Source organism: Microbispora rosea (assembly GCF_044460045.1).
Taxonomy (GTDB): domain Bacteria; phylum Actinomycetota; class Actinomycetes; order Streptosporangiales; family Streptosporangiaceae; genus Microbispora; species Microbispora rosea.
Map to the genome: position 1 here is coordinate 649,536 of NZ_JBITJO010000001.1, position 24,049 is coordinate 673,584.

Annotated in this window: 23 protein-coding genes; 9 read left to right on the top strand and 14 right to left on the bottom strand. The window is 71.1% G+C overall.

Annotated elements, in window-relative coordinates; genetic code table 11:
• Nucleotides 1-32 precede the first annotated feature (32 nt).
• Nucleotides 33-182, bottom strand: a complete 150-nt coding sequence (locus ACIBK1_RS03110; protein WP_396731898.1) for a hypothetical protein — start codon at nucleotides 180-182, stop codon at nucleotides 33-35.
• 28 nt (nucleotides 183-210) lie between these two features.
• On the opposite strand from ACIBK1_RS03110, the gene ACIBK1_RS03115 reads away from it, so the two are divergent.
• Nucleotides 211-489 carry a class I SAM-dependent methyltransferase gene (locus ACIBK1_RS03115; RefSeq protein WP_396731900.1) on the top strand — a complete coding sequence of 93 codons (279 nt, stop codon included), beginning with the start codon at nucleotides 211-213 and terminating at the stop codon, nucleotides 487-489.
• 198 nt (nucleotides 490-687) lie between these two features.
• Here ACIBK1_RS03115 and ACIBK1_RS03120 read toward each other — a convergent pair whose 3' ends face one another.
• Together ACIBK1_RS03120 and ACIBK1_RS03125 are read right to left on the bottom strand one after the other, a co-directional pair.
• A complete protein-coding gene (locus tag ACIBK1_RS03120) occupies nucleotides 688-1,119 on the bottom strand; it encodes a hypothetical protein (protein WP_363529655.1) in 432 nt (143 codons plus the stop codon).
• A 474-nt stretch (nucleotides 1,120-1,593) separates the two neighbouring features.
• Nucleotides 1,594-2,031, bottom strand: coding sequence for a VOC family protein (locus ACIBK1_RS03125; RefSeq protein ID WP_396731902.1), 438 nt, complete (start codon nucleotides 2,029-2,031; stop codon nucleotides 1,594-1,596).
• 403 nt (nucleotides 2,032-2,434) lie between these two features.
• On the opposite strand from ACIBK1_RS03125, the gene ACIBK1_RS03130 reads away from it, so the two are divergent.
• A complete protein-coding gene (locus ACIBK1_RS03130) occupies nucleotides 2,435-3,238 on the top strand; it encodes an aminotransferase class IV family protein (protein ID WP_030512153.1) in 804 nt (267 codons plus the stop codon).
• Nucleotides 3,239-3,337: 99 nt separating this feature from the next.
• Here ACIBK1_RS03130 and ACIBK1_RS03135 read toward each other — a convergent pair whose 3' ends face one another.
• A complete protein-coding gene (locus ACIBK1_RS03135; protein ID WP_357312352.1) occupies nucleotides 3,338-4,249 on the bottom strand; it encodes a helix-turn-helix domain-containing protein in 912 nt (303 codons plus the stop codon).
• Nucleotides 4,250-4,332: 83 nt separating this feature from the next.
• Nucleotides 4,333-5,211 (bottom strand): alpha/beta fold hydrolase, encoded by an 879-nt coding sequence (locus tag ACIBK1_RS03140; RefSeq protein WP_396731904.1) that lies wholly within the window; start codon nucleotides 5,209-5,211, stop codon nucleotides 4,333-4,335.
• Between the two features lie 379 nt (nucleotides 5,212-5,590).
• On the opposite strand from ACIBK1_RS03140, the gene ACIBK1_RS03145 reads away from it, so the two are divergent.
• Entirely contained in the window at nucleotides 5,591-6,142 is a 552-nt protein-coding gene (locus ACIBK1_RS03145) for a TetR/AcrR family transcriptional regulator (protein ID WP_030512150.1), read from the top strand.
• A 58-nt stretch (nucleotides 6,143-6,200) separates the two neighbouring features.
• Here the strand turns inward: ACIBK1_RS03145 and ACIBK1_RS03150 are convergent, their stop codons facing one another.
• Both ACIBK1_RS03150 and ACIBK1_RS03155 read right to left on the bottom strand, forming a co-directional pair.
• Complete coding sequence (locus ACIBK1_RS03150) at nucleotides 6,201-6,644, bottom strand: GNAT family N-acetyltransferase (protein WP_231514180.1); 444 nt, start codon at nucleotides 6,642-6,644, stop codon at nucleotides 6,201-6,203.
• Nucleotides 6,645-6,751: 107 nt separating this feature from the next.
• Nucleotides 6,752-7,309: a DinB family protein gene (locus ACIBK1_RS03155; RefSeq protein ID WP_030512148.1), complete on the bottom strand. Its 558-nt coding sequence runs from the start codon at nucleotides 7,307-7,309 to the stop codon at nucleotides 6,752-6,754.
• 96 nt (nucleotides 7,310-7,405) lie between these two features.
• Here ACIBK1_RS03155 and ACIBK1_RS03160 point away from each other — a divergent pair, with 96 nt between their 5' ends.
• A complete protein-coding gene (locus ACIBK1_RS03160) occupies nucleotides 7,406-8,359 on the top strand; it encodes a helix-turn-helix transcriptional regulator (RefSeq protein ID WP_030512147.1) in 954 nt (317 codons plus the stop codon).
• A gap of 19 nt (nucleotides 8,360-8,378) precedes the next feature.
• Here ACIBK1_RS03160 and ACIBK1_RS03165 read toward each other — a convergent pair whose 3' ends face one another.
• Together ACIBK1_RS03165 and ACIBK1_RS03170 are read right to left on the bottom strand one after the other, a co-directional pair.
• Entirely contained in the window at nucleotides 8,379-9,344 is a 966-nt protein-coding gene (locus tag ACIBK1_RS03165) for a hypothetical protein (protein ID WP_396731907.1), read from the bottom strand.
• 115 nt (nucleotides 9,345-9,459) lie between these two features.
• A complete protein-coding gene (locus ACIBK1_RS03170; RefSeq protein WP_396731909.1) occupies nucleotides 9,460-11,730 on the bottom strand; it encodes an LLM class flavin-dependent oxidoreductase in 2,271 nt (756 codons plus the stop codon).
• Nucleotides 11,731-11,821: 91 nt separating this feature from the next.
• Between ACIBK1_RS03170 and ACIBK1_RS03175 the strand changes: the two genes are divergently transcribed.
• The gene (locus ACIBK1_RS03175) at nucleotides 11,822-12,367 is read left to right on the top strand and encodes a MarR family winged helix-turn-helix transcriptional regulator (RefSeq protein WP_396731912.1); all 546 of its coding nucleotides are present in this window, start codon (nucleotides 11,822-11,824) and stop codon (nucleotides 12,365-12,367) included.
• Between the two features lie 34 nt (nucleotides 12,368-12,401).
• Here ACIBK1_RS03175 and ACIBK1_RS03180 read toward each other — a convergent pair whose 3' ends face one another.
• A complete protein-coding gene (locus ACIBK1_RS03180) occupies nucleotides 12,402-12,863 on the bottom strand; it encodes an Lrp/AsnC family transcriptional regulator (RefSeq protein ID WP_030512143.1) in 462 nt (153 codons plus the stop codon).
• Between the two features lie 93 nt (nucleotides 12,864-12,956).
• Here ACIBK1_RS03180 and ACIBK1_RS03185 point away from each other — a divergent pair, with 93 nt between their 5' ends.
• The gene (locus tag ACIBK1_RS03185; RefSeq protein ID WP_396731914.1) at nucleotides 12,957-13,805 is read left to right on the top strand and encodes an LLM class flavin-dependent oxidoreductase; all 849 of its coding nucleotides are present in this window, start codon (nucleotides 12,957-12,959) and stop codon (nucleotides 13,803-13,805) included.
• Entirely contained in the window at nucleotides 13,802-14,227 is a 426-nt protein-coding gene (locus ACIBK1_RS03190; RefSeq protein WP_030512141.1) for a nucleoside deaminase, read from the top strand. Before ACIBK1_RS03185 ends, ACIBK1_RS03190 begins: the two co-directional genes overlap by 4 nt.
• Before the next feature lie 9 nt (nucleotides 14,228-14,236).
• Here the strand turns inward: ACIBK1_RS03190 and ACIBK1_RS03195 are convergent, their stop codons facing one another.
• The 3 genes from ACIBK1_RS03195 to ACIBK1_RS03205 form a co-directional block, all read right to left on the bottom strand.
• Nucleotides 14,237-14,785: a dihydrofolate reductase family protein gene (locus ACIBK1_RS03195; RefSeq protein WP_030512140.1), complete on the bottom strand. Its 549-nt coding sequence runs from the start codon at nucleotides 14,783-14,785 to the stop codon at nucleotides 14,237-14,239.
• Between the two features lie 118 nt (nucleotides 14,786-14,903).
• On the bottom strand, nucleotides 14,904-15,443 hold the full coding sequence (locus ACIBK1_RS03200) for an NUDIX domain-containing protein (RefSeq protein ID WP_030512139.1): 540 nt from the start codon (nucleotides 15,441-15,443) through the stop codon (nucleotides 14,904-14,906).
• A 94-nt stretch (nucleotides 15,444-15,537) separates the two neighbouring features.
• Complete coding sequence (locus ACIBK1_RS03205; protein ID WP_396731917.1) at nucleotides 15,538-16,131, bottom strand: dihydrofolate reductase family protein; 594 nt, start codon at nucleotides 16,129-16,131, stop codon at nucleotides 15,538-15,540.
• A gap of 386 nt (nucleotides 16,132-16,517) precedes the next feature.
• Here ACIBK1_RS03205 and ACIBK1_RS03210 point away from each other — a divergent pair, with 386 nt between their 5' ends.
• Complete coding sequence (locus tag ACIBK1_RS03210; protein ID WP_396731919.1) at nucleotides 16,518-20,807, top strand: nSTAND1 domain-containing NTPase; 4,290 nt, start codon at nucleotides 16,518-16,520, stop codon at nucleotides 20,805-20,807.
• Nucleotides 20,808-20,859: 52 nt separating this feature from the next.
• Complete coding sequence (locus tag ACIBK1_RS03215) at nucleotides 20,860-21,531, top strand: hypothetical protein (RefSeq protein WP_396731921.1); 672 nt, start codon at nucleotides 20,860-20,862, stop codon at nucleotides 21,529-21,531.
• Here ACIBK1_RS03215 and ACIBK1_RS03220 read toward each other — a convergent pair.
• Nucleotides 21,519-23,843, bottom strand: a complete 2,325-nt coding sequence (locus ACIBK1_RS03220) for a M28 family peptidase (RefSeq protein WP_396731923.1) — start codon at nucleotides 23,841-23,843, stop codon at nucleotides 21,519-21,521. The two genes, ACIBK1_RS03215 and ACIBK1_RS03220, sit on opposite strands and share 13 nt — an antisense overlap.
• Between the last annotated feature and the right edge of the window lie 206 nt (nucleotides 23,844-24,049).

A 24,049-nucleotide genomic window follows, 5' to 3' on the forward strand; every position in this document is an offset into this window, starting at 1 on the left:
GGTCAGGCAGTCGACCTTGAGCTCGCCCCAGTTCACTGGCGCGGCCTCCCCGGCTCCTCGACGGCGTGATAAATGCGGAACGTGCCCCAGGCGCGGGTGGGGGAGACGGGGCTCTCCTTGGTGTACTCACCGTGCGCGTCGACGGTGACCCGGATGTCGTTGCCCGGGGCCGGGAAGTACATCCGCGCCGTTCCCTTGATGGAGGCGGTGGTGGTTCCGGCGGCCGACACGGACTCCGCCGACTACGACTTCCGGAAGCTGAAGGTCAAGCCCAACCTTGTCGTCACCACCGCTCTGCGCGCCAAGAAACTTGACGACGTCGTCCGCGCGTACGTCGCCGCTCATTCCGGATGCGTGGTGCTCGACCTGGGCTGCGGCCTGGACACCAGGATGTTCCGCTGCGAGCCCCCGCCCGGCGTCGACTGGTACGACATCGACTTCCCCGAAGTGGTGCACCTTCGAGCCGAACATATGCTGCACCGGACGTAGCCCGGTTCCCGCAACCGCTGCGGGCGCTGACCCGGCTCACCGCCCGCAGCACGACGTTGTCGCGACAAGGAGCGCGCGTTCTCCGCTACCGGTTCTGAGTCCAGGGAGGCCGAGCTGCGAATCCAGTTGCGCACCGAGCCGCTTGAGAGCGGCAGGGCCGGCCACTTCGGCCCAGCGAGGCGGCCGGTCCGTTCAGAGTCAGGCCTGGATCTGCTTCTCGTTCCAGGTGTAGTAGATGTAGGTGCTGTCGGGCCCGGTCATCGTGCCGTAGACCTGCCAGAAGCTGTTGGGGTCGAGCGAGTAGCGGAAGACCTTGTCTCCGGGCCGGTCGTCCACGAACACGGTCTGTGTGCCGTTGTTCCAGATCCGCACCTCGATGGTGAATGTCGAGGTGTCCGGGATGTCGAGGCAGACCTCATAGGTGTACGCCAACGGACCGCCGATGTTGTAGCTGTGACCGTCCACCGCCGGCCGCTGGACATTGGTGGGGACGTAGCTGGTCAGAACCCGTGTGTATCCACCCGTGGAGCAGTCGACGATAGGAGTGGCTGCGGATGCGGGACCGATGCCGGTGAGCGTGGCGCCGAGGACGCCGGTGGTGACGGCGAGAACGGAGATGGTGCGCTTCATGCCTCTCCTCATCCGTGCAGTGACCCTTCACCAAATAGTTGAAGGCTGAACTGATTCTGGCGTGATTGCCGTATCCGGACAAGTCCGGACAAGAATCCTGCACATTCGAGTCAAGCGGGTCACGTCCAGTTACTGGGCCCGACGCACTGGAACTATCGGTTCATATCGGAGCCCGCGACGTGACGAATTCACGGCACCATCCCGGCTCGGGACAGGAAAGAGACGCCGGCGACGTTGCCGCATTGTGCGGGTCGTGAAGAAGATCGCCCTCCTCCGGGGCTCGGATCCACACCAGCGTCAGGGCCCACTCATGATCCGCTCGTTTTCCGAGTCCGCCGTTCATCGGAGCAGCGGATACGCCTCGGCCGGCCTGTCGAGGGCGCGCATCGCGCCGCCTCGCGGCCTGGTGCGCATTCGGCGGCGGGTATGCGGCATGGGGGCCGGTCCCGGCCGTCGGCAGTTCGGCCGCTCGCGTCAGACCAGGCAGAACTCGTTTCCCTCCGGGTCCGCCATCACCACGTGATCAGGCCTTCCCTGGAGTTCGTCCTGGCGAATGACGGTCGCGCCCGCGGCGGTCAACCGCTCGACCGCCTCGGCCACACGCGGCCACCGCACTTCCCACCGCGTGCTACGGCCTCCGCCGACCTGTATGTCGAGGTGCAGCCGGTTCTTCACCACCTTCGACTCCGGAACCCGCAGGAAGGACACGTCAGGACCCACCCCATCGGGATCGGACAGATACGCGCCCTCACCCCACTCCTCCTCCGGGATGTCGTGATGCGCGAACCAGTCCTCCCACGTCTCAAAGCCCGCCGGGGCCGGTTTCTCGGCATATCCCAAGGCCAGTGCCCAGAACCTCGCCAGCTTCGCCGGTTGCGCGCAGTCGATCGTCAGACTCCACCTGGTCGCCACAGCTTTTCCTCTTCCAGTCGAGAGCGGCGTCCTCGCATTGTTCCCGTCGGTGAGGGGCTCGCGCAGGGGCAGGCCCGATGAGGATCGGGCGTTCCTCATCGCCGTCAGCAACGCCTGAACCGCCTCGCCATTCCGTATCCGGCCAAGGTGGCGAGCCGGACCGGATGTGCGCGTTTTGTGCGGCCCTTTTCCCGTCGCTCCACTGTAGACAGGAGCTCCCCGTGCGCCTGCGCGCCGTCGGGCAGCACGGCCGGCCAGGCTCATCCGTTCACGTGGACGCCCAGGCCAGGGACCGGTTTGCCGGCCTGGGCCTCGATTGATGAGAGGCGCTAACGTCGCTCCATGGCCGGACATCTCGGGCGGTTGTCCGCAGCCCAACCTATTCGCACCGCGGGAGCGATGTATGTCCTCTTATGTTGCGCACCGTAATGGCCGGGTGGCGAGCGCCGAGGAGTTGGCGCCGCTCGCCTTCGGGGCCTATGCCCACTTCACCGCCATGCAGGTGCGTGGAGGCCAGGTCCGGGGCCTCGACCTCCATCTGGAACGGCTGCGATCCGCCTCCCTGGAACTGTTCGGCCGGGCATTGCCCGACGATCGCGTGCGGGCCTGCCTGCGGGCGGCGGTAGAGGCCGGTCCGGCCGACCTTTCGCTCACGGCCACCGTCTATCCCCCGGCGGCCGAGTTCACGGTGACGGGGACTCATGGGGAGCCCGAGTTGCTGGTGCGTACCGGACCGGCCGCGTCCGGCCCGCAGGGACCGCTCGCGCTGGCTGTGGTCGAGTACGAACGGGTCCTCCCGGCCGTGAAGCACGTCGGAGAGATAGCCAAGACGTACTTTCCGCGGCAGGCCGTTCGACAGGGCTTCGACGACGTCGCCTTCGTCGACCGGCGGGGCCAGCTCAGCGAGGGGTCGATCTGGAACCTGGCCTTCTGGGACGGCACCGCGGTGGTGTGGCCCGAGGCCGAGATGCTGAACGGCACCACGATGGGAATCGTCCGCAGGCAACTGGATCGCCTCGGTGTGCCCCAGCGCGTACAGGAGGTCACGCTCGCGGACCTGCCGGCTCTGGCGGGGGCTGTGGTGATGAACTCGTGGACCCCGGGAGTGCCGGTGCACCGGATCGGCTCTGTGCCCTTGCCTGAGGCGCTGTCATTCGTGCAGGTGCTGCATCGGGCCTACCAGGCCGAACGGCTCACCTCGCTGTAGGAGGGGCGGTCCGGTCGCGTCCCAGACCGCCTCCACGGAAGGGCCGGGCCGCCCCCACCTCTTCATCCGCCCCGTGCATCCCTGATCCGGGTGTACGGCTCAGCCGTGGGCGCGCATGGCGGCGAGCAGCCAGGAGAGAGCGGGTATGGCCGGCGGGGCGGGCTCACGCCCGTTGAGCACGGCGATCAGCTCCCAGTAGCGCTCCACCCGGGCGTCGGCGACGGTCTCAAGCCAGCGACGCAGTTCGTCGCGTTCAACGCCCGGCAGGCCGGGCTCGACGATCTGGTCGAGAATCGACCGGCCTTCCGCCGAGTCAGGTGCGATCGACTCGGCCCTCGCCCGGTCGGCGTGCCGCAGAGCCAGCGACCGGAGCTCAAGGCCGTAGCGCGACGCCACGGATGAGGCGCCGGCCAGGGCGATCCGCCGGAGCCGTTGCCGGAAGTCCTCGTCGGTGACCAGGTCGGTCAACTCGATCCAGGCGTCCACCTGGCCTGGTGCGGGGTCGTCCGGCAGCTCGCCGGGCAGCTCCCGCATCCACTCGGCGACCACCTCGGCGTCGTCATCCAGCGCGATCCCCGAGAACGTGTTCTCGACGAACTCGTCGATGACCTGCTGCCGCTGGGCGGCGGACAGATGGGCGAGCCTGTGCGTCATCGTCGTCTCCTCGGTTGTGCCACCGCGCCTGGCGATCGTACGGAGCACGGCGCGGCGAAGCTTCAGAGCCTTGATCTCCGCGTCCAGCGCCTGGGCGTGCACCTCGGCCACCTCGGCCACCGTGGCTTGCCGCGCCAGGATCCTCCGGACGGCCTCCAGCCCGATGCCGAGTTCGCGCAGGGCCCGGACCAGGTCGAACCGGGCCACGGCGGCGGCGTCGTAGAGGCGGTACCCACCGGCCGAGCGGTCGGTGGGCGCGATGAGGCCGCTGTCGGACCAGAAGCGGATGGTGTGCACCGAAAGACCGGTACGCCGAGCGATCTGGCCCACGGTGTACAGCTCTGTTCCGTCAGTCACACGACGAGCCTGCACCTTCGAGCTACTCGAGACTCAAGCCCGCCTGCCTGCCTTGGACAACCTCCGGCGTCCTCGGCAGGCGGTCAGGGGTGAACGAACTCGGTGATCGCGCGAATGAACTCCTGAGGCTGCTCGAGATGGCCCATGTGCCCGCTGTTCTCGAGCACGGTCAGGCGGGAGCCCGTGATGCCCTCGTGGGCCACGCGTGCCCAGCGCGTGCCGCCGAAGAAGTCGTGCACACCGGAGATGATCAGTGCGGGGACATCGAGGGAACGGAGCTGGTCCCGCACGTCGAACGGCGCGGGCTCCTCGCCGTGCATCGGGTCGATCCACGCGTTCAGGGCGGCGCGCAACGGCGCCAGGTCCTGCTCGTGCGCCCAGTAGTCGGCGAAGTACGCCGGCAGGATCTCCCGCAGGGACGTGGTGTACGCCTCGTCGTCCTGGGCCGCCAGCGCTCGCTGGAACGCGTCCGGGATCTCGCGGGCCGCGGGCCGGTGCGGGAGGCGCTGCGGAAACCTGCCGATGTTCGCCATCGCGTCGGCCCAGAACTCCTCTCCTGTGACCGGCGAGGTGGAGTAGAGGATCGCTCCGGCGACGCGATCGGGGTGGTCGAGCGCGTAGCGCTGGACGACGAATCCGCCGTGCGAATGGCCGAGCAGGAAGACGGTGGGTGCGCCCAGATGCTCGACCACGCCATGGACGAACCGGGCGTAGGTGTCGATCCGGTAGTCGCTGCGGTCGTCGAGGCGGCCGGAGGACCCGGTGCCGATCGGCTCCAGATAGACCATGGTCAGGTGCTCTTCCAGGGCCGGCATCCGCAGGTACTCCCAGGCGATGCCGGGACCTCCCGAATGCACCAGGCACACCGGACCGGTGCCCGCGATGTGGAAGACCTGCCGCGTGCCCTCGATGCTGACTTCATGCCTTCCCCGCGCGAGGGAACGGGAGGTGGTGGAACTCATGCGTCATCCCTTTGTGTGTCGGCCGACGACCGATCGGTGGATTCGGACGGGGGCGTTTCGCCGACTCGGGGGTCGTCAGGCGAGATCGGGACTCCTCAGAGGGTCTCCCCGTCGTGGGGCGTACAGCCGCCTTTAGATTACATCCATGATCTTAGAAGGGTGTGCGTGTGACGGGGTTTCGTGATGCACCTCACGTTGGTCTGGGTGATTCTCTGGCCGGGCTGCCGGGTCTGCGGTCGCTCTCCCCGGATCTCTGGCCTGGACGGCACGCATAGATTACGCTTGTAATCTGGTTGTCGCGTGGGTGCGCCGCCCCGGCCGCCTGGCATCAAGCTTCCGGCACGTTCTCGTGATCGATCGAAGCGACGAGGGATCGAAGATGAGCCGAGTATCACAGGCTGAGGCACGGGCCAATCGACAGCGTGTGGTGGAATCCGCCTCGCGGCTCTTCCGCGAGAAAGGGGTGCGCGATGTGAGCGTCGCCGACGTCATGCAGTCGGTCGGCATGACGCAGGGCGGCTTCTACAAGCAGTTCGCCTCCAAGGCGGCGCTCGTCGACGAGGCGACGGCCGAGGCCTTCTCCGGCATGCTGCGGCATCTGGCGGCCTTGGACGGCGACCACGCGGGTCACGATGCCGCGTGGTCGGCGCTGATCGACTCCTACCTGTCACCCGAGGCGCGTGACGACCCCGGCAACGGATGCCCGGCAGCCGGGTTCGCCGGCGATTTCGCCCGCGATCCCGAGTGGCGCGACACCTACGCCGCCGGAATTCGCGACATGGCCGGCTGGATAGCGCCCGGGGACGCCGGGCTGGCCGCCCTGTCCACCCTCGTGGGCGCTCTCCTGCTCGCGCGAGCGACGGCGGGCTCCCCTGTCTCCGAAGAGATCCTGCGAGCGGCGCGGAAGGCGGCGGCTCGGCTGACCGAGTGAACGCCCACGGAGTGCGCGGCCCTCGTCGTGAGGTCGCCGCCCGACCGCGGCAGGTCGGCTAGATCAGGTCCAGCGCTCCGACTCTCTGGCCACCGCTTTCCTCGCCCGTGAGCTGGAACCCGAGCTTCAGGTAGAAGCCTTCTGGCCCGTCTTCCGCCGGCTCCCACGTGACGTACATCCGCGTGGCGCCGCGACGCTTGATTTCGGCGGCCACGGCCCTGACGGCGAATCGGCCGACCCCCTGTCCCTGGGCCTCGGCTGTCACATTGAGACGCCACAGGCCTGACCGGAAGTCGATTCCCTTGCCGTCCCAGTCGATGTCGATGAAGGCCATGAGGAATCCGACGGGACGATCGCCGTCGAGGATGAGGCGAGGCCAGGCCACCTGCGGCTGTACGTAGGCCTCGGCCAGGGACTTCGCCACCGGCGATACGAAGCGCTCCTGGCCGGGGCGGACTTTGACGGCCATGGCCGTCTCGACGTTGGCAGGAGTGATCGGCACCAGCCGTAGCGATTCATTCACGAAAAGACCATAGGGGCGGTAACCACTATGCCGGGGACATTTTCCGGCCGGCCCTCGGAGAGGCCCGGCCGGCCTCGGATCGCGATTCAGCCCATGCTTCTGGCCCCGTCCAGGGACTCGCGGATGATGTCGGCGTGGCCGGCGTGCTGGGCGGTCTCGGAGACGATCTGCATCAGCACCCGGCGGGCCGACCATCGCGCGCCGGCCTCGAACCAGGGGGCCTTCGGCAGCGGCTGGGTCGCGTCCAGGTCGGGCAGGGTGGCCACCAGCTCGTCCGTACGGCGGGCCACCTCGGCGTAGGCGGCCAGCAGACCGGCGAGTGTCTCACCGGGCAGCATCCGGAACTGGTCGGCCCACCAGGCATGCTCGGCCTCGGTCATGGTGGTGGCGTCGCCCATCGCCGACGGGCCGTTCAGGATGAAGTCCGCCCAGCTCCGCTCGACCAGGGTGACGTGCTTGATCAGGCCGCCGAGGCAGAGCTCGCTGGCCGTGGTGCGCTGCGCAGCCTGCTCGTCGGTCAGGTCGCGGGTCGTGAAGCGCAGGAAGTGCCGGTTCTTGGACAGCGCCGCCAGCAGGTCGGCGCGCTCGCCGGTGACGGCCGGCGTGTCGGTGAGGCCGGGAGTGCTCAGCTCGTTGACGGTCACAGTTGTCTGCCTTCCGTTGGTCCACCTTCGGTCGAGGACCACGCTAGGAGCCATAGCGGCCATTTTCTGACCTGAATCGGCGCGAGAATCGGGGACATGGCGAACACCAGCTCGCGGACGCTGCGGTTGCTCTCCCTGCTCCAGAACCACCGGTACTGGCAGGGCGGTGAACTGGCCGAACGGCTGGGAGTCTCCGTACGCACCCTGCGCAGGGACATCGACCGGCTGCGTGAGCTGGGCTATCCGGTCGAGGCGCAGCGCGGCGTCGACGGCGGTTACCAGCTCGCCGCAGGCGCCGCACTGCCGCCGCTGGTCATCGACGACGAGGAGGCCGTCGCGCTGGCCGTGGGACTGCAGACCGCAGTCCAGGGGGCGGTGGAGGGCATCGCCGAGTCGTCGGTGCGGGTGCTGGCCAAGGTGGTGCAGGTGATGCCCGCCCGGTTGCGGCATCGGGTCGAGGCGCTGCGCACGATGACCGTGCCCGCCGGATGGGACGGCCAGGCCGGGACGAGCGTCGACCCGGGTGTGCTCACCGCGGTCGCGCTGGCCTGCCGCGACCGCGAACAGCTCCGCATGACCTACACCTCCGCGGACGGCAGGCGAACCGAGCGGCACGTCGAACCGCACCGGCTGGTCCGTCTCGGTCGCCGCTGGTATCTGGTCGCGTACGACCTCACCCGGCACGACTGGCGGAGTTTCCGGGCCGACCGGCTGACCGAGCCCGAGAGCACCGGCACCCGGTTCCGCCCCCGGGACCTGCCCGCCGCCGATGCCGCCGAGTTCGTCCGGGCCGCCATGGACAACCTGCCCCGTCCCTACCGGGTGGAGGCGCTCGTCGAGGCTCCGGCGGTCACCGTGCGCCGACGGATCGGCCACTGGTGCACGGTCGAGGAGGTCGACGCCGGACGCTGCCGGATCCGGATGGTCACCCACTCCTTGCACTGGCCGGCCATGGCGCTGGGTATGGCCGGCGCGGAGTTCCGCGTCCTCGCGCCGCCCGAACTGCTCGACGAGGTCCACGAGTGGGGAGCCCGGTTCCAACGGGCCTGACACCCGGCCGGACGGCGTTCTACCAGTCGCGTACGGCGTCCACGCCGGCCGCGAGCATGTCCGCCACCGATTCGAGTCGCACGCCGAGAGCCGCTTCCGCCTCGCTCACCATGACGTCGAGGGCGGCGAAGAGTTCCTCGCGTTCCACGGTCTCGATGAACTCCGTCCGGCGATCGAGCAGGTTGAAGCAGTGGCGCAACGGGTTACCGCGGTTCTCCGCGATCCATTCGGGTCTGCGGGCGGCGGTGATGTCGACGTAGGTGCCGTACGCGACCTGAGGGCGCCATCTCGATCGCATCGCCACGGCGTACTCGTGCGGGATGCTGCACAGATACAACAACTCCAGCGTGGGAACGCGTTCGGGGAGCAGGGCATCGGCTGCGCTCATGCCGAAGAGATCGGTGATCCACAGCTGTCGAAGCGACGCCAGCCGGTTGAGAGCGGACGCGTGGACGAGCAGGCCGAGGTCGCCGGACAGGGAGAGCGTCCTCAGCTCGGTAAAGCGCTCGGCGAGCCGCTGGCAGTCGAGCGACTCGACCTCCGTGACGCGCAGGTGGCGGATGTCCGGGCGGGGCTCGGCCGGTTCGCTCGTCATCCGGTCGACGTCCGCGCCTGTGATGCTCAGCTCGCGCGGATCCGACCAGGGGGTGCGCTCGCCCCTGTCCCAGCGCCTCTGCAGGGCGAGCTGCTCGCCGAGCCGCCACCCGATCGAGTAACTCTGTGCGGGCTCGGTGCACAACACCGGCAACGAGCCGATGACCCGGTAGCTGCGTGGCAGAACCCACTCGTAGTTGCAATGAGACAGGCTGTCGAACCAGTTCGCGTGCGTCAGCATCAGAGGCGACACCTCGCCGAGGTCCGCCACGGAGGCGGGCTCCGGCCCCGACCAGTCCAGCTCGAGCACTCCCGCCGTCTGCCAGTCCGGATTGAGGCCGGTGATCTGGGCGGCCGTCCACGCGTCGAGAGACTCGGAGAACGCAGCCACGACGTCCCCGGGTGCGATCGGTCGTGGCGGTGAACTCGGCTTCCGGCCGGCCATGCCCGAAGGGTAGTAGGTGAGCGGATCACCCGCGCAGGCGGGTGATCCGCTCGCGCGGGGCTCAGTCGTCGGCCGGTTGGATGGGGAAGTTCGCGCGGAACACGTTGTCCGGGTCGTAGGCGCGCTTGACCTGCCGCAGCCGGGCGAGATTGGCCTCGCCGAACGCGTCGAGCAGCCGTTCGGGCCGGGTGTCGGTGTCGAAGGACAGGTAGAGGCCGTCGGTGCACGGCGCCACCTCGGCGTCCCACGCGGCGTTCAGGGCCGACTGGGTCATGCCCATGGCGGTGAGCGCGAAGTTCTGGTGCCGGTGCGGATACGCGGTCGCGTCGGAAGCCAGGTCGTGCGCGGCCCCGCCGGTGGCGCGTATCTGCAGGAAGTAGGCCAGCCCGGAGTGCGCCATCCGCTCGAAGGCGCGGCTCGCGTCGCCGTCGAGATGGGTGACCAGGCCGGAGCGTACGGCCGGGTTCCCGCCGCCGGTGTGGTGCCTTTCGGCCGGCTGCACCACGCCGGAATAGGGCAGCACGTATCCCTGGTGCCCCAGCAGCGGACCGGCCTCGGCGAGCCGTTCGAGCTCGCTCACCGCGGCCTCGGTGTCCGTGCCCGCGTACACGGTCATGAGCTGGGCGACCGGGTCCTGGCCGCGGCGCGGTGGGGCGAGGATGAGGAAGCTCGTGAGCTCACGCGGGGCCTTCTCCACCGCGGCGCCCCAGCGCTCCAGGAGCCCCGCCGTGTCACGGGCGTCCAGGGTCATCTGGGAGAAGACGACGTCGCCGAGCTCCATCGCCTCGATCTCGACCCAGGTGACCACGCCCAGGTTGCCCCCGGCCCCGCGCAGGCCCCAGAACAGGTCGGGGTTCTCCTCGCGCGAGGCGTGCAGCACCCGCCCGTCGGCGGTCACGACCTCCGCGGCGACGACGTGGTCGATCGTCAGGCCGAACTTTCGCCCGAGCAGGCCGATGCCGCCCGTCGTCGCGAGGCCGCCCACGCCCACGCCGCCGAAGTCGCCCGAGCTGATCGCCCATCCGTGCGGCACCAGCGCCTCGGCGACCCGGCCCCAGGTCGCGCCCGCGCCCAGCCGCACTCGGCGAGTGGCCGGATCCACGACCTCGACGGCGTCGAGCGCGCCGACGTCGAGCACGATGCCGCCGTCGTTCGTGGAACGGCCGCTGATCCCGTGCCCGCCGGAGCGTACGCCGAGCGGGACGTCCTGGGACCGGGCGTACGCGAGCCCCTCGACGACCTGGCCCACTGTCCGGGGACGCAGCACCAGGCCGGGGGATCCGGCGCGCAGGTAGTTGTGCCGCACGGACTCGTAGGCGCGGTCGCCGGGCTCGACGGCCTCGGCCGCGAGGCTCGCCGGGATCTTGTCGTAGTCGATCCCGTCGCGGCGCAGCGCGATCGCGGCGGCGCCGCGTCGGGCGGTCGCGGGGACGGTGCCGGTGGCCGCCCGCTCGCGCGCCACCGCGTCCCGTACGGCGGGGGCGATCTCCTCGCCGTACACCTGGATGAGCCGCGGGTCGTCCGAGCCCAGGATGAACGTGCCGACGCCGTCCTCCAGCGCCAGAGCGGTCAGCTCCTCCACCCACTGCTCGACCGGTCCCTGGAGGAAGCCCTGGCGGGTTTCGGCGACCGCGCCGCTGATGTTCAGCAGGCGGCGCACCTGCGCCGGGTCGCGCCCGGCCTCCTCGGCGGCCTCGTCGATGATCGTGTTGCCGCGCCGCAGGTCGCCGTCCTTGAGGTAGGCGAGCGAGGGCAGCCAGCCGTCGGCCTCGCGCGCCACCAGGCGCAGCATGCGCGGCTTGTAGGCGCCGAGCCAGATGGGGATGTCGTGCGCGGGGGCCGGTCCGCGCTTGGCGCCCGCGACGCGGTGGTGCTCGCCGTCGACGCGGAGGATGCGGCGCTCGCGTACGTTCCAGATGCCGCGGATGATCTCGATGGCCTCCTCCAGCGCGGTCACGGACTCGGCCGGCGTCAGGCGGGTGCCGCCCATCGACTCGATCGCGTCCCAGAAGCCGCCCGCGCCGATGCCGAGGGCGAACCGGCCGCCGGAGAGCAGGTCGAGCGACGCCGCGGCGCGGGCCAGCACGGCCGGCGGGCGCAGCGGCAGGTTGAGCACGTTGCCCGAGACCGTGATCCGCTCGGTCCGCGCGGCCACCCAGGACAGCAACGTCCAGGTGTCCAGGAACCCCGGCTGGTACGGGTGGTCCTGGAATGTGACGAGATCCAGCCCGGCGGCCTCGGAGACCTGGGCGAGCCGGACCGGCCCCTGCGGGTCCTGGTTCTGGGGGGTGAGGAAGGTGCCGAAGGCCAGTTCGTGGCCGTAGTCCGTCATGCCGGGCCTCTCTGAAAATTAATCTGTCAAACAGACTATATGTGGCACAACTTATCGAGTGGTCATCGTATTCCGGGTTAGAGTGGAGGGCGTGACCGCACGCGCACCCCACTCCACGACGACCTCATCGCAGGCTTCGACGCAGGGCTCGTCGCAGGGTTCGTCGCACGGTTCTGTGCTCGGGTGGTCCCTCACCGTGCTGCTGCGCGAGTGGAGCGCACGCGTCGAGGACGCGTCACGCGACCTGCCGCACGGGGTGCGCGGCTACCAGGTGCTCTCCGCGGTCGTGCACGAGACGCCGCCCACGCAGGCCGCGCTCGCCGCCCGGCTCGGCATCGACCGCACGGTCATGACCTACCTGCTCGACAAGTTCGAGGGATGCGGGCTGCTGGAGCGCAGGCAGGACCCGGCCGACCGGCGGGCGCGGCGCATCGTGCCGACCGACCACGGCCGGCGGGTCCTCGCCGAGGTGGACGGGCGGGTGGCGCAGGCCGAGGACGAGCTGCTCTCCACCCTTCCGTCCGAGGACCGGCGGGTCCTCCTGGCGCTGCTGGAGCACGCCGCCGGCGGGGCGGCTCCCAGCGAGGACCGCTGCGCGGCCGTCGCGAGATCGGCCGCGCTGACGCAGGAGGCGTGACCCCCGCCGGCGCCTGGAAGTCCGGGGGCCTCGCCTACGCGCTCGACGGCACGGGGGCATGCGGCCCGCGGTAGGGGAGCGTCTCGCTGTAGACGATGTTGGTGGTGGTGCTGCCGAACTGGGCGAGCTCGTCCATCACCTTCTCCAGGTGGGCCATGGAGGTCGCGGCGACCTTCAGCGTGTAGCAGTCGTCGCCCGTGGTGCGCAGGCACTCCAGGATCTCCGTACGCTCGCCGAGCAGCCGGTGCAGCGGCTCGTGCCGGCTGCCCGGATACTTCAGCCGCACCACGGCGAGCACGGCGTAACCGACCTTTCCCAGGTCGACGACCGCGCGATAGCCGCTGATGACGCCGGCCGCCTCCAGCCGCCGTACCCGTTCGGTCGTCGCGGAGGGGCTGAGGCTGACCCGCCGGGCCAGCTCGGTGAGCGGCACCCGGCCGTCGCGCTGCAGCTCGGCCAGGATGGACCAGTCGGTCGCGTCAAGACTCTCGGCCATCGGCCGAATATACCGGGGAATCCACGGCAGACCCGCCGATAACCAGGGAGTTCGTTCTTCCGGACGAAGTGATCGCCTTAATACGCTGGTGCGGTGAAACTAGGCGTCAACGTCCCGAACTTCGGGCCGGGCACTCGCCCCGGCGTGCTGCGCGGCTGGGCCGAGACGGTGGAGGGGCTCGGGTTCGACCTGCTCATGGTCTCCGATCACGTCGTGGTGACCCCCGACGTGGCCGAGCAGTATCCCGCGCCGTTCTACGAGCCCTTCACCACGCTGTCGTGGCTCGCCGGGATCACCACCAGGATCAGGCTGGGCACCACCGTGCTGATCCTGCCCTACCGGCACCCGCTGCTGACCGCCCGGATGGCGGCCAACCTCCACGATCTGAGCGGGGGACGGCTGGTCCTCGGCGTGGGCGTGGGCTGGGCCAGGCAGGAGTTCGAGGCCCTGGGCGTGCCGTACGAGCGGCGCGGCGCGCTGACCGACGAGCACCTGCGGACGATGCGCCTGGCGTGGCAGAACGAAAAGGACTACCGAACCGGGCAGGTTCCGATCTGGGTCGGCGGCGGCAGCGACGCCGCTCTGCGCAGGGCGGTGCTCCTCGGCGACGCGTGGCATCCGCTGCGCTTCACCCTTCCGTGGCTGGACGAGCGGATGGACCGGCTGGCCGCCGTCGCGGAGAGCCTGGGGCGTCCCGCACCCGTGCTCGCCCCGCGCATCCTGCTGCGGCTCACCGGCGCTCCGGTGACGGGCGAGGGACGCCGGGCCGGCGAGGGCACCATCGACCAGGTGATGGCCGACCTGGAACGGCTGCGCCTCCTGGGCGCCGAGACCGTCCTGCTCGACCCCTTCCAGGGGGACCCCGGCGAGACGAACCATCCGGAGACGGCGTGGCACATGCTCGAGACAGTGGCCGCCGCGTACACGAAGGAGCACCCATGACACCCGGCGACGAGAAGTTCCTCCGCAGGGCGATCGAGCTGGCCGCCGAGGCGCGAGCGGGCGGCAACCCGCCGTTCGGTTCGCTGCTGGTGGGCCCGGACGGCGACGTGCTCGCCGAGGAGCGCAACACCTCGCTCACGGAGGCCGACATCACCGCGCATCCCGAGCTGAAGCTCGCGCGCTGGGCCGCCCGCGAGCTCGACCCGGCCGCCGCGGCCGGCACCACCATGTACACGAGCTGCCAGCCGTGCGGCATGTGCGCGGGCGCCATCGAGCGCTCCGGACTCGGCCGTGTCGTCTTCGCGCTGTCCACCGATCAGCTCGGCGGGCTCAAGCCGCCGGCCGGCCCGTCGTCCTTCCGGCAGGAGGGGCCGGCGCTCTTCGACGAGGCGCGCGTGCCGGTCGAGGGGTACTACCTCTGACGCGCGCCGTCAGCCGGCGTCCGGGACATAGCTCAGGTTGAGCACGCCGGTCTTGAACGTCTCGGACTTCACCAGCTTCAGCTTGTGGGTCGGGGTGTCCTCGAACAGCCGCTGCCCCCGGCCGACGACGATCGGGTGGACGAGCAGGTTCAGCTCGTCGAGCAGCCCGTGGGCGAGGAGCCACCGCACGGTCGTCGCGCTGCCGGACATCTGGAGGTCGCCGCCCTCGATCCGCTCCTTGAGCTCGCGCACCCGGGCCGCGACGTCGCCGTTGACGACGGTGGTGTTGTTCCAGTCCGCCTTCTCCAGGCTGTTCGACAGCACATACTTCGGGGCGTTGTTGAAGGCCTCGGCGATCTCCGGGTCCTGGTCCGTCGTCGTCCAGTAGGCGGACCACTCCTCGTACAGCGTGCGGCCCATCAGCATCCCGGCCGAGTTCTGCATGCCCGCCTGGATCACGGCGCCCATCTCGTCGTTCCAGTAGGGGAAGTGCCACTGGTCGGGGGACTCGACGACGCCGTCCAGCGAGATGAAGAAGTTGGCGACGATCCTGGCCATGTGTTCCGCTCCTTTAGCCGTATGCCGTTGGCTGCAGAGGGAGACTATGCGGGAACGCCGGCGCGGGTCTTGTATAAAACCGACACGGCCGTACGGCCGGTAAGACGGACCACCGGGGTCACGCCCGGCGCAGCCGCCAGAGCAGGTAGGCGGCGACGGACGACGAGTCGCTGACGGCGCCGTCGAGGATCATCTGCTCGAACTCGGTGTGGTGCACCCACCGCTGGCGCATGTCCTGCTCGGTGTGCTCGCGCTGGGGTTCGCCCTTGGTGAGGCCGGTGGCCACGTAGACATGCAGCCCCTGGTCGGTCATCCCGTGGGCGCTGTCCATGTGCCCCAGGTAGCGCAGCCGCTCGGCCCGGAGCCCGGTCTCCTCCACCAGCTCGCGCCGGGCCTCGTCCTCATGGTTGTCCGCCTCGGCGCCGCCCTGCGGGAAACTCCAGGAACGGCGGCCGATCGGGTATCGGTACTCCTCCACGATGTGGAAGCCGTCGTCCTCCTCCGGCACGATCAGCACGAAGTCGGGCCTGACCACGTATCCGTACAGGCCGGGAGAGCCGTCGGGGCGCTCGATCGCGTCCTCGCGGACCGTCATCCACGGGTTGCTGTAGACGATTCGGGAGGACACCTGCCGGATCACGGGCTGCGCTTCGGTCACATGGCCGGATACTACCCACGCTTCGGCCGCACGTCCGGGTACGGGAGAGGCGCGCGGGGCGCACGACCGGGCGGCGCGTGTCCGGCCGCGGCGGTCACTCCCCCGTGTTCTGGCCGGCGGTGCTCTGGCCGGCGGTGCTCTGCTCGGCGGCGGGCCGGTATGCGAGGGACAGCACGCCCGTCGGGAAGGTCTCCGAGGACGCGAGCGTCATCGGGATCTCCAGGCCCTCCTCGAACAGCCGCTGACCCTTCCCCACGACGATCGGGTGGACGAGCAGCCGGAGCTCGTCGAGCAGGTTGTGCCGCATCAGCGAGCGCACGAGCTCGGTGCTGCCGCTGATGCCGATCGTCTTGCCCGGCTGCCGCTTGAGCTTGGTGATCTCCTCGGCGAAGTCGCCGGTGACGAGGGTGGAGTTCTGCCATTCGACGGTGTCGAGGGTCGAGGAGACGACGTACTTGGGGATGTTGTTGATGAAGTCGGCGAAGGGGTCGTCCGTGCCGGCCTTGCCGGGCCAGTAGGCGGCCCAGCTCTCGTACATGACCCGGCCCATCATCATCGCGTCCGACTCGGACATCAGCGCGCCGACGGCGGCACCCATCTCCTCGCTGAAGTAGGGGAAGTGCCACTGGTCGGGCGCCTCGACGACGCCGTCGAGGGACATGAAGAAGCTGGCGACGATCTTGCGCATCTGGATCTCCTCGGTCTCGCGCTTGCGTGACCCAAGGATCGCAGCCGACTAGTTTCTCTGTCAAGACAATTCTTTTTGTCGGAAGCCTGGCGGACGAGTGGTGGGCGGACGGGCGGGTCGCGCGGACGAGTGCCAGGAGGGATATGCCCCTGCCGATATCCCCCCTGGCGATTCGTCCGGTCGCCATGACCGGCGTCGAGCCGGATCGGGTCGGATGGAGCATCGGACGGCCCGGTATACGAGGCGTATAGCCGCTGGTGGGGACGTGTCCGCCGTCCGGTGAAAGGGCTCGACCGGCCGCGGATCGTCGCCCTGACTGGATCATTGACAAATCGGGCGGTGATCCTGGATTCTTCACTCCGGTGTCCGGACAGAGGCGGATCTGAGTGGAATTTCACGTCCTAGGGCCGCTCAGCGTTTCCCGCGATGGTCACCCGATCCCTGTCGGCGGCGCGCCGAAGCTCCGGCTCACCCTGGCCGCGCTGCTGTCGAAGGCGGGCCAACCGGTGTCGGTCGACTGGCTGATCGCCGCGGTCTGGGGCGACCGGCCGCCCGCGTCCGCGCGGCGCAACATCCACCTTTACGTCCACCAGTTGCGGCGGGCGTACGGCGCCCACGTCCTGCCCGGACGGCCGGGCGGCTACGCGATCATCCCCGACGCGCTCGACGCGGCGCGGTTCCGCGGCCTCGCCGCGCAAGGGAGCGCGGCCCTGGACCGGGGAGACCTCGAATCCGCCCGTGACCGGCTGCGCGCGGCGCTGAACCTCTGGCGGGGGCCGGCGTTCGCGGAGTTCGCCGACTGCGTGCTCGTCGCCGACGAGGCCAGGCGACTCGAGGAGGCGCGGCTCGTGGCGCACGAACGGCTGGCGGAGGCCGAGCTCGCCCTGGGGCGGCACGTCGAGGTGGCGGCGGAACTCACCGGCCTGGTCAGGGAGCATCCCTACCGGGAGAGCCTGCACGGGCAACTCATGCTCGCGCTGTATCGGTCCGGGCGTCAGACCGAGGCGCTGGAGGTCTTCCGCGGGACCCGCGACGTCCTGAACGCCCAGCTCGGCATCGAGCCCGGCCCCGTGCTCCAGCGGCTGCACGAGGCCATGCTCCGGGGCGACGAGCACCTCCTTCCCGCCCTGGCCCCGCCCCAGGAGGCGGATCGGCGGAAGACGGACGACTGCCCCTACCAGGGTCTGACGGCGTTCCAGCCGGAGGACGCGGACTGGTTCTTCGGCCGGTCCCTCCTGGTCGACCGGCTGCGCGAACTGGCCGGGCGGCTTCCCGTGTTCGGCGTGTTCGGCGCGTCGGGAAGCGGCAAGTCGTCCCTGCTGCGCGCCGGTCTGCTGGGGTCCGTCTCGGGTGAGGACCGTACGGCCGCGCCGTGGCGGGGCCTGCTCATGACGCCGGGGGAACACCCGCTGGACGCGCTGGCCGACGTGGTGGCGAAGGCGTCGGGCGGCGACCCGGTGGCGCTCCGCGACGACATGGCCCGCGACCCGGACGCACCTGCCGTCGCACTGGCGGCCGCGCTGGCCGTCGCGCTCGGCGGTGCAGTCGGAGGTGCGGTCGGCGGCGGGCCGGAGAACCGCCTGCTGCTGGTGGTGGACCAGTTCGAGGAGATCTTCACGCTGTGCGCCGACGACGGGGAACGCCGCCGGTTCATCGACGCGCTCCTCGGCGTCGCACTCGGCGGCGCGTCCGGCACCGGCCGCCGCGTCGTCCTCGTGCTGGGCGTCCGCGCCGACTTCCTCGCCCATCTGACCCAGCATCCCGCCCTGGTCGAGGCGCTCGGCGGCGAGGCCCAGATGCTCGTCGGGCCGGTGTCGTCGCCGGACCTCCAGGAGATCGTCGTACGGCCCGCGGCCCGGGCGGGGCTCGCCGTGGACCCCGACCTGCTGGCCACGGTGCTGGCCGACGCCGCCGAGGAGCCGGGCAGCCTGCCGCTGGTCTCGCACGCGCTGCTGGAGACCTGGCGGAACGCGACCGGCGCGAGGCTCACGCTGGCGGCCTACCAGGCGGCCGGCGGCGTACGCGGCGCGATCGCGCAGAGCGCGGAACGGGTCTTCGGCGAGTTCGGCGCGGCGGAGCGGCAGGCCGCCCGCAGGATCTTCCTGCGGCTGACCGCGCTGGGAGACGGCACGGAGGACACCAGGCGGCCCATCTCCCGTACGGAGCTCGCCGGCGTGGCCTACCCCGGCGTGACCGCCCGCGTGCTCGACCGGCTCGCCGCCGCACGGCTCGTCGTCCTCGCGGAGGAGACGGTTGACGTGGCGCACGAGGCCCTGATCAGGGCGTGGCCGCGGCTCCACCGCTGGCTCGCCGACGACCGCGAGAACCTGCTCGTCCACCGGCGGCTCACCGGCGCCGCCCAGACGTGGCGGGAGCTGGACCGCGACCCGGGCGCCCTGTATCGAGGCGCCCAGCTTCTCGTGGCCGGGACCTGGGCGGAGGACCACCCGCAGGAGCTCAACGACGTCGAAAGCGCCTTCCTGCGGGCCAGCCGCGCGCTGGAGGACGGCGAGCGCACCGCGGCGCGGCGCCGCACCCGGCTGCTGCAACGCCTGCTGGCCGGGATGGCCGCGCTCTTCCTGCTCGCCCTGCTCGGCGGCGGCGTCGCCGTACGGCAGGGCAGGGAGGCAGGCCACCAGCAGCTGGTCGCCCTGTCGCGGCAGCAGTCGCTGCAGGCCCGATCGCTGCTCGCCACCGATCCCGATCTCGCCGGCCTGCTGGCGATCGCGGCGTACCGGCTCGACCCGGAACCCGAGACGCGGGGCGCCCTGCTGAGCGTGTCGGCCGCGGCGCGCCGCCGCATCGAGCTCAACGTGGAAGGACCCGCGGTCTTCGGGCTGGCGTTCAGCCCCGACGGGTCGCGGCTGGCCGCGGCCGGCACCGACGGCGCCGTCGCCCTCTGGGACCTGCGCACCCGCACCCGCGTCGCCGCCTTCCCCGGGCCCCTGGCCAGGACGGGACCGGGGGAGATCCACGCCAGGGCGGCGGCGTTCAGCCGCGACGGCAGGCTGCTCGCCTCCGTGGTCAGGGACGCCGCGCTCGAATCGAGCAGGGGCGTGGTCGTCGTGTGGGACGTGGCCTCCCGCCGGCCCGTGTTCCAGCGGCAGCGGGAGCGGCTCACCGACGCGATGGCGCTCAGCCCGGACGGGACGAGGATCGCCGTCGGGGTGGGCAAGGGCGCGGTCGAGCTGTGGGACCTGCGCGACGGGAGCATGCGCAGGCTGAAGGGACACCGGGAGGAGGTCGTGGCGCTCGCCTTCAGCCCCGACCAGGCGTTCCTGGTGTCGACCACGGGCGGGACCGAGAAACCCCTCGTGTGGGACGCCGCCTCCGGCGCGAAGGTCGCGGCGCTCGACGCCGTGAACGTCCACAGGCTGGGATTCGATCCCGCCGGCGGAATCCTCGCCACGGGATCGTCGCACTACGGCGTGCGGTTCTGGCGGATCGCCCATGACCATGTGAATCGGCTGCCGGGGCTGCCCAAGCGGTCGCCGTACACCTGGGACATGTCGGCCCCGGCCGCCGGCCGGATCGCGGTCGCCGACGAGGACGGCCTCATCACCGTCTGGGACGTGGCGCGACGGCAGCCGGTCGAGACCTACCAGGACAGGAGCCGCACGGAGACGCTGTCCCTCGCCCTGAGCGCCGACGGCTCGACGCTCGCCTCGGCCGGGCTGGGCCGGACCGTCGTGGTCCGGGAGCACGCCGTTCCTCCGTTCAGCGGACACAGTCAGGCCGTGAACGACATCGAGATCAGCCCGGACGGCCGGCTCGTGGCCTCGGCGAGCAGCGACAGGACCGTCCGGCTGTGGGACGTGACCGGGAAGCCGGTCGCCACGTTCGGCGACCACCCCGATCACGTCAGGGCCGTCGCGTTCAGCCCGGACGGCCGCCGCCTCGCGACCGTCACCCGCAGCCACACGCTCACCCTCTGGGACGTCGGCAGCGGACGCAGGCTCGGCACGGCGGCGTACCGGGGGCTCGGCGCGTCCACCGACGTCGGCTTCGATCCGCGCGGGCGCTTCCTCGTCGCCACCGCGCTCGGCCGGTTCCGCTGGGACGTGAGCGATCCGGGCAGGCCGGTCGAGGTGCCGTTCGCGGGTGGCTATCTCGTCTCGGCGCTGGCGTTCAGCCCCCGCGATCCGCTGCTCGCCACCACCGGCCCCGCCGGTGACCTGGTCGTCTGGGACCTCGCCCGCGACAGGGAGGTGCGCGCCCTCAGGACCGGGCAGGGCTCGGTGCTCGACGTCGCCTTCAGCCCGGACGGCGGGTCGATCGCCACGGCCGGCGCCGACCGCACCGTGAAGCTCTGGGACACGCGGACCTGGACGTCGTACGCCACGCTCACCGGCCACACCGCCCCGGTCCAGGCCCTCGCCTTCAGCCGGGACGGGCGGTCGCTCGCGTCCGCGGGGGACGACCGCACGATCATGGTCTGGGACCTCGGGACCGGAACGCCGGCGGCCACGCTGACCGGGCACACCGCGCCGATCCGGGGCCTGGCCTTCACCGCCGGCGGAGACCTGATCTCGGGCGGGGAGGACGGCCGGATCATCCGGTGGGAGCTGCGGCCCGGCCCGCTCGCAGGGAAGCTCTGCGAGGCGATCGGCCGCGACCTCACCCGCGCGGAGTGGGCCGCCCACTTCCCCACCGTGGACTACCGGCCCACCTGCTGACAGCCGCCGCGGCCCTGGACCGGCTCCGCTCGCGTTTGTGAGACTGCCGGGCATGACAAGCCGGTCTTCCACCGCCGATCTCCGCCGCAGGCTCGCGCATGTCCGCTGGATAGCCGGCGGCGCCGGAGCCGGCAAGAGCACCGTCACCCGGGCACTGGCCGAACGGCACGACGTGCTCGTCTACGACGGCGACCGAGCCGAGCTCGGCTACGTCCACAGGTGCGACCCGCAGCGACAGCCCTATCTGTGGGCGTTGCTGCGGACACCCCGGGAGGACAGATGGGCGAGCCGCACCGCCGAGGAGATCTTCCACGCCATGCCCAGCCTGCACGGCGAGACTTTCGGCTTCGTCCTCGACGACCTGCTCGCCCTGCCCGCCGACCGTCCCGTCCTCGTCGACGACTTCCGTACCCTGCCGAGGGAGGTCGCGCCGCTGCTCACCCGGCCGGAACACGCCGTCTTCCTCCTGCCTGCGCCCGGCTTCCGGGCCCGTGCGCTCGGCGCCCGGTTCGCCGATCCCGCCCGGGCGCGCGCCAACTGGGGAGGCGGTGACCACGCCGTCGCGCTGGCCAGGCGCCTGGCCCGCGACCGGCTCTGGGACGAGGAGGTGCGACGCCAGGCCGGCGAACTCGGGCTGCCGGTGCTGCCCGTCGACGGCTCCCGAAGCGTCGCGGACCTGGCCGCGGACCTGGCCGCGATGTTCCGGCTCGATCAGATCACGTAGGTCCGGGTGACGGCGACGAGTTCGCCGTCCTCGCGGGTCGAGGCGACCAGCTCCGGAGGCCTCGGCACGAAGCCCGGCACGGCCGTGAAACCGTCCGTCTCCGCGATCGCGGTGAGTCGCGCCGTCCGCGTGCCCGGGATTTTGAGAGTGATCCGGGCGCCCCGGGACGGGATGCCGCGGAAGCGGATCTCACCCGGCCAGGTGCGAGCGCGGGTGCCGGTCACGGCGGCCGTGACCGCTCGCATCCCGTCGGCGGCGGCCGTCACCGAGGTGATCGGGTGGTCGAGCCGCAGCGTCAGCGAGCGGGCGCCACGACCCGCGGCCACCCGCAGCGTGACGGTGTCCCCGGCGCGTGAGAGCACGCTCACCCGAGGACCGCCGGCGTCGATCGCCTGGGCCGGACCCGTCCACAGCTCCCCCCGGACGTAGCCGGGCGGCAGCGCTGTCACCTCGCGGCCCGTCACGTAGCGCCGGGTCCAGGCAGGCGGATCGACGTCCCCGCTGACCCATTTGGCGGTGCGCGTGTCCGCGTCCAGTACGTACGCCAGATGGGTCCGCTGGGGGGCCGCGGCGCCGGGCCTGTTCACGTTGAGGCCGAGACCGGTCAGGGCGAGCACGAGCACCGCGCCGATCGACGGCACGGCGACGGCAACGTGGCGGCCCGGCAGGCTCCCCGGCCGTGGCAGCGCCGGTTCTGCGATCGGCAGCAGGGTGAGGCAGAAGAGGGCGAACACCAGTGCCGCGGCCCCGCCGAGCGCGAGGCCCATCCCGTCGAAGACGTTGCCGGCCAGGGCGGGCAGCAGCGCCGCGCCCGCGACCGCCCCGAGGGTCACTGCGACGACCCGCCCCAGCCGCGCTCCCGGTGGACCGGGAAGCAGCACGGCCACGATCCCGCCGATCGCGCAGGACAACGCCGGCAGCGTGAACAGGAAGGACGCCCCGGGGGCGACCTGGGCGCAGAGCACTCCCAGCCCGGCCGGCCAGGCCAGTGCGCCGACGGCCGCCCCCACGGGCCCGATCGCGCGGCGCGCCCACAGATACCAGAGCAGCACCGCGAGCATCGCCATGACCACGACGGCGGCCCGATAGGGCAGCGGACGATGCAGCAAACCTCCCATGGCGTCGTAGGCGGGCCGCCACGTCGCCAGCACGGTCCACAGCCCCTGTGCGAGGGCCGCCGCCGCGACGAGCGGCACGATCGCGGACGCGGCGCCGGCGACGACCCGGGGGATGCTGGTGATCCCCCGGTGCCGCGCGAGTAGCGTCAGCACGGCGAGCGCCACGACGGCGGCCGCCGCGAGCGGCCAGACCAGCGACGCGGGGTAGGTGACCAGGACTCCGAAGATCCGGAAGTACGTCGCGTCGTGATCCGAGGGGAGCGTGGCCAGGTCGGCCCCGCCGAAGGCGCGGGCCAGCGCGAGCATCGTGGAGCCGTGGTGCTGCAGGCTCCCGTGGTCGAGGTTCGCGATCGAGTCCCCCGCGGTGTGGTATTTCGCGGAGTCCTCGATGTACGCGAAGTTCACACCGGCGAAGCCCGCCCTGGTCAGGGGAGTGAAGTCGGTGTTGTTCTGCAGGAGCCGATACAGCTCCGCCATCGAGGAGTCGCCACGGGGACGCGGCGCCGCGTCCGCGTACGCGGCGACCAGGCCCGCGTTGTTCCTCGACGTCTCGAACATCAGTGAGGGGCCGCTGACGCCGCGGGCCTCGAAGTTGAGCAGCACCCCGCCCGCACGCGCCAGGGGGTGCTCCCGGACGAACGCCTCGGCGCCGAGCACGCCGTCCTCCTCGCCGTCGCTGATCAGCAGGACCAGGTCGTTGCGGAGGGCGGCGCCGGTCCGCAGCGCGCGTACGGTCTCCAGCATGGCGGCGACGGCCGCGCCGTCGTCCGACGCGCCGGGCCCCATGGCCGCGGAGTCGTAGTGGGCGGCCAGCAGGACGGTGCCCGTCGGGTCCGTGCCGGGCAGCGTGGCCACGATGTCGTCCACCATGCCGAACGTCGCCAGCCCGGTGGACGACCACGTCCCGACGGCCCGGTGGACCTGGACCTTCAGGCCGTCCGCCCGCAGCCTGGCGGTCAGGTAGTCACGTGCGCGGTCACCGGCCGGGCTGCCGATGGGACGTGGTTCGGCCGCGAACTTCCGCAGGTGGGACAGCGCCCGCTCGGCACTGAACTCCCCGGCGGGGGCCGACGCGGGGAGCGGCTGCATGGTGCTTCCCGACATCGCGGTCAGCATGATCACCGCTGCCAGGACGCCCAGGGCCGCGACCGCAGAGATCACCCGGCGCGGCACGTCGATCAACGCTTCTGTCATGGAGGGGAACGTTAGGTTCGGCCGCCCGGTGTCCGGAATGATGCGCGTTTCCGTTCTCTCCTGCGGTTTTCCGCAGGTGGCCGTGGTGCCGGTGGCGTCCGACTCCGCAAGAAATTGACCTATTGCACGAAGAAGCCGGACGCGGTAACCATTACGGCAAGCGGCCCACGGGACGGAAACGGCCCGGGCCGCCCCGTGCCTCCTGG

Excerpts from the sequence above, each read along its gene's own strand:
- ACIBK1_RS03215 (WP_396731921.1), top strand. The coding sequence starts at position 20,860 with ATGACAAGCCGGTCTTCCACCGCCGATCTCCGCCGCAGGCTCGCGCAT.
- ACIBK1_RS03130 (WP_030512153.1), top strand. The coding sequence starts at position 2,435 with ATGTCCTCTTATGTTGCGCACCGTAATGGCCGGGTGGCGAGCGCCGAG.
- ACIBK1_RS03160 (WP_030512147.1), top strand. The coding sequence starts at position 7,406 with ATGGCGAACACCAGCTCGCGGACGCTGCGGTTGCTCTCCCTGCTCCAG.
- ACIBK1_RS03110 (WP_396731898.1), bottom strand. The coding sequence starts at position 182 with ATGTACTTCCCGGCCCCGGGCAACGACATCCGGGTCACCGTCGACGCG.
- ACIBK1_RS03120 (WP_363529655.1), bottom strand. The coding sequence starts at position 1,119 with ATGAAGCGCACCATCTCCGTTCTCGCCGTCACCACCGGCGTCCTCGGC.
- ACIBK1_RS03205 (WP_396731917.1), bottom strand. The coding sequence starts at position 16,131 with ATGCGCAAGATCGTCGCCAGCTTCTTCATGTCCCTCGACGGCGTCGTC.
- ACIBK1_RS03220 (WP_396731923.1), bottom strand. The coding sequence starts at position 23,843 with ATGACAGAAGCGTTGATCGACGTGCCGCGCCGGGTGATCTCTGCGGTC.
- ACIBK1_RS03180 (WP_030512143.1), bottom strand. The coding sequence starts at position 12,863 with ATGGCCGAGAGTCTTGACGCGACCGACTGGTCCATCCTGGCCGAGCTG.
- ACIBK1_RS03170 (WP_396731909.1), bottom strand. The coding sequence starts at position 11,730 with ATGACGGACTACGGCCACGAACTGGCCTTCGGCACCTTCCTCACCCCC.
- ACIBK1_RS03145 (WP_030512150.1), top strand. The coding sequence starts at position 5,591 with ATGAGCCGAGTATCACAGGCTGAGGCACGGGCCAATCGACAGCGTGTG.
- ACIBK1_RS03140 (WP_396731904.1), bottom strand. The coding sequence starts at position 5,211 with ATGAGTTCCACCACCTCCCGTTCCCTCGCGCGGGGAAGGCATGAAGTC.
- ACIBK1_RS03195 (WP_030512140.1), bottom strand. The coding sequence starts at position 14,785 with ATGGCCAGGATCGTCGCCAACTTCTTCATCTCGCTGGACGGCGTCGTC.
- ACIBK1_RS03190 (WP_030512141.1), top strand. The coding sequence starts at position 13,802 with ATGACACCCGGCGACGAGAAGTTCCTCCGCAGGGCGATCGAGCTGGCC.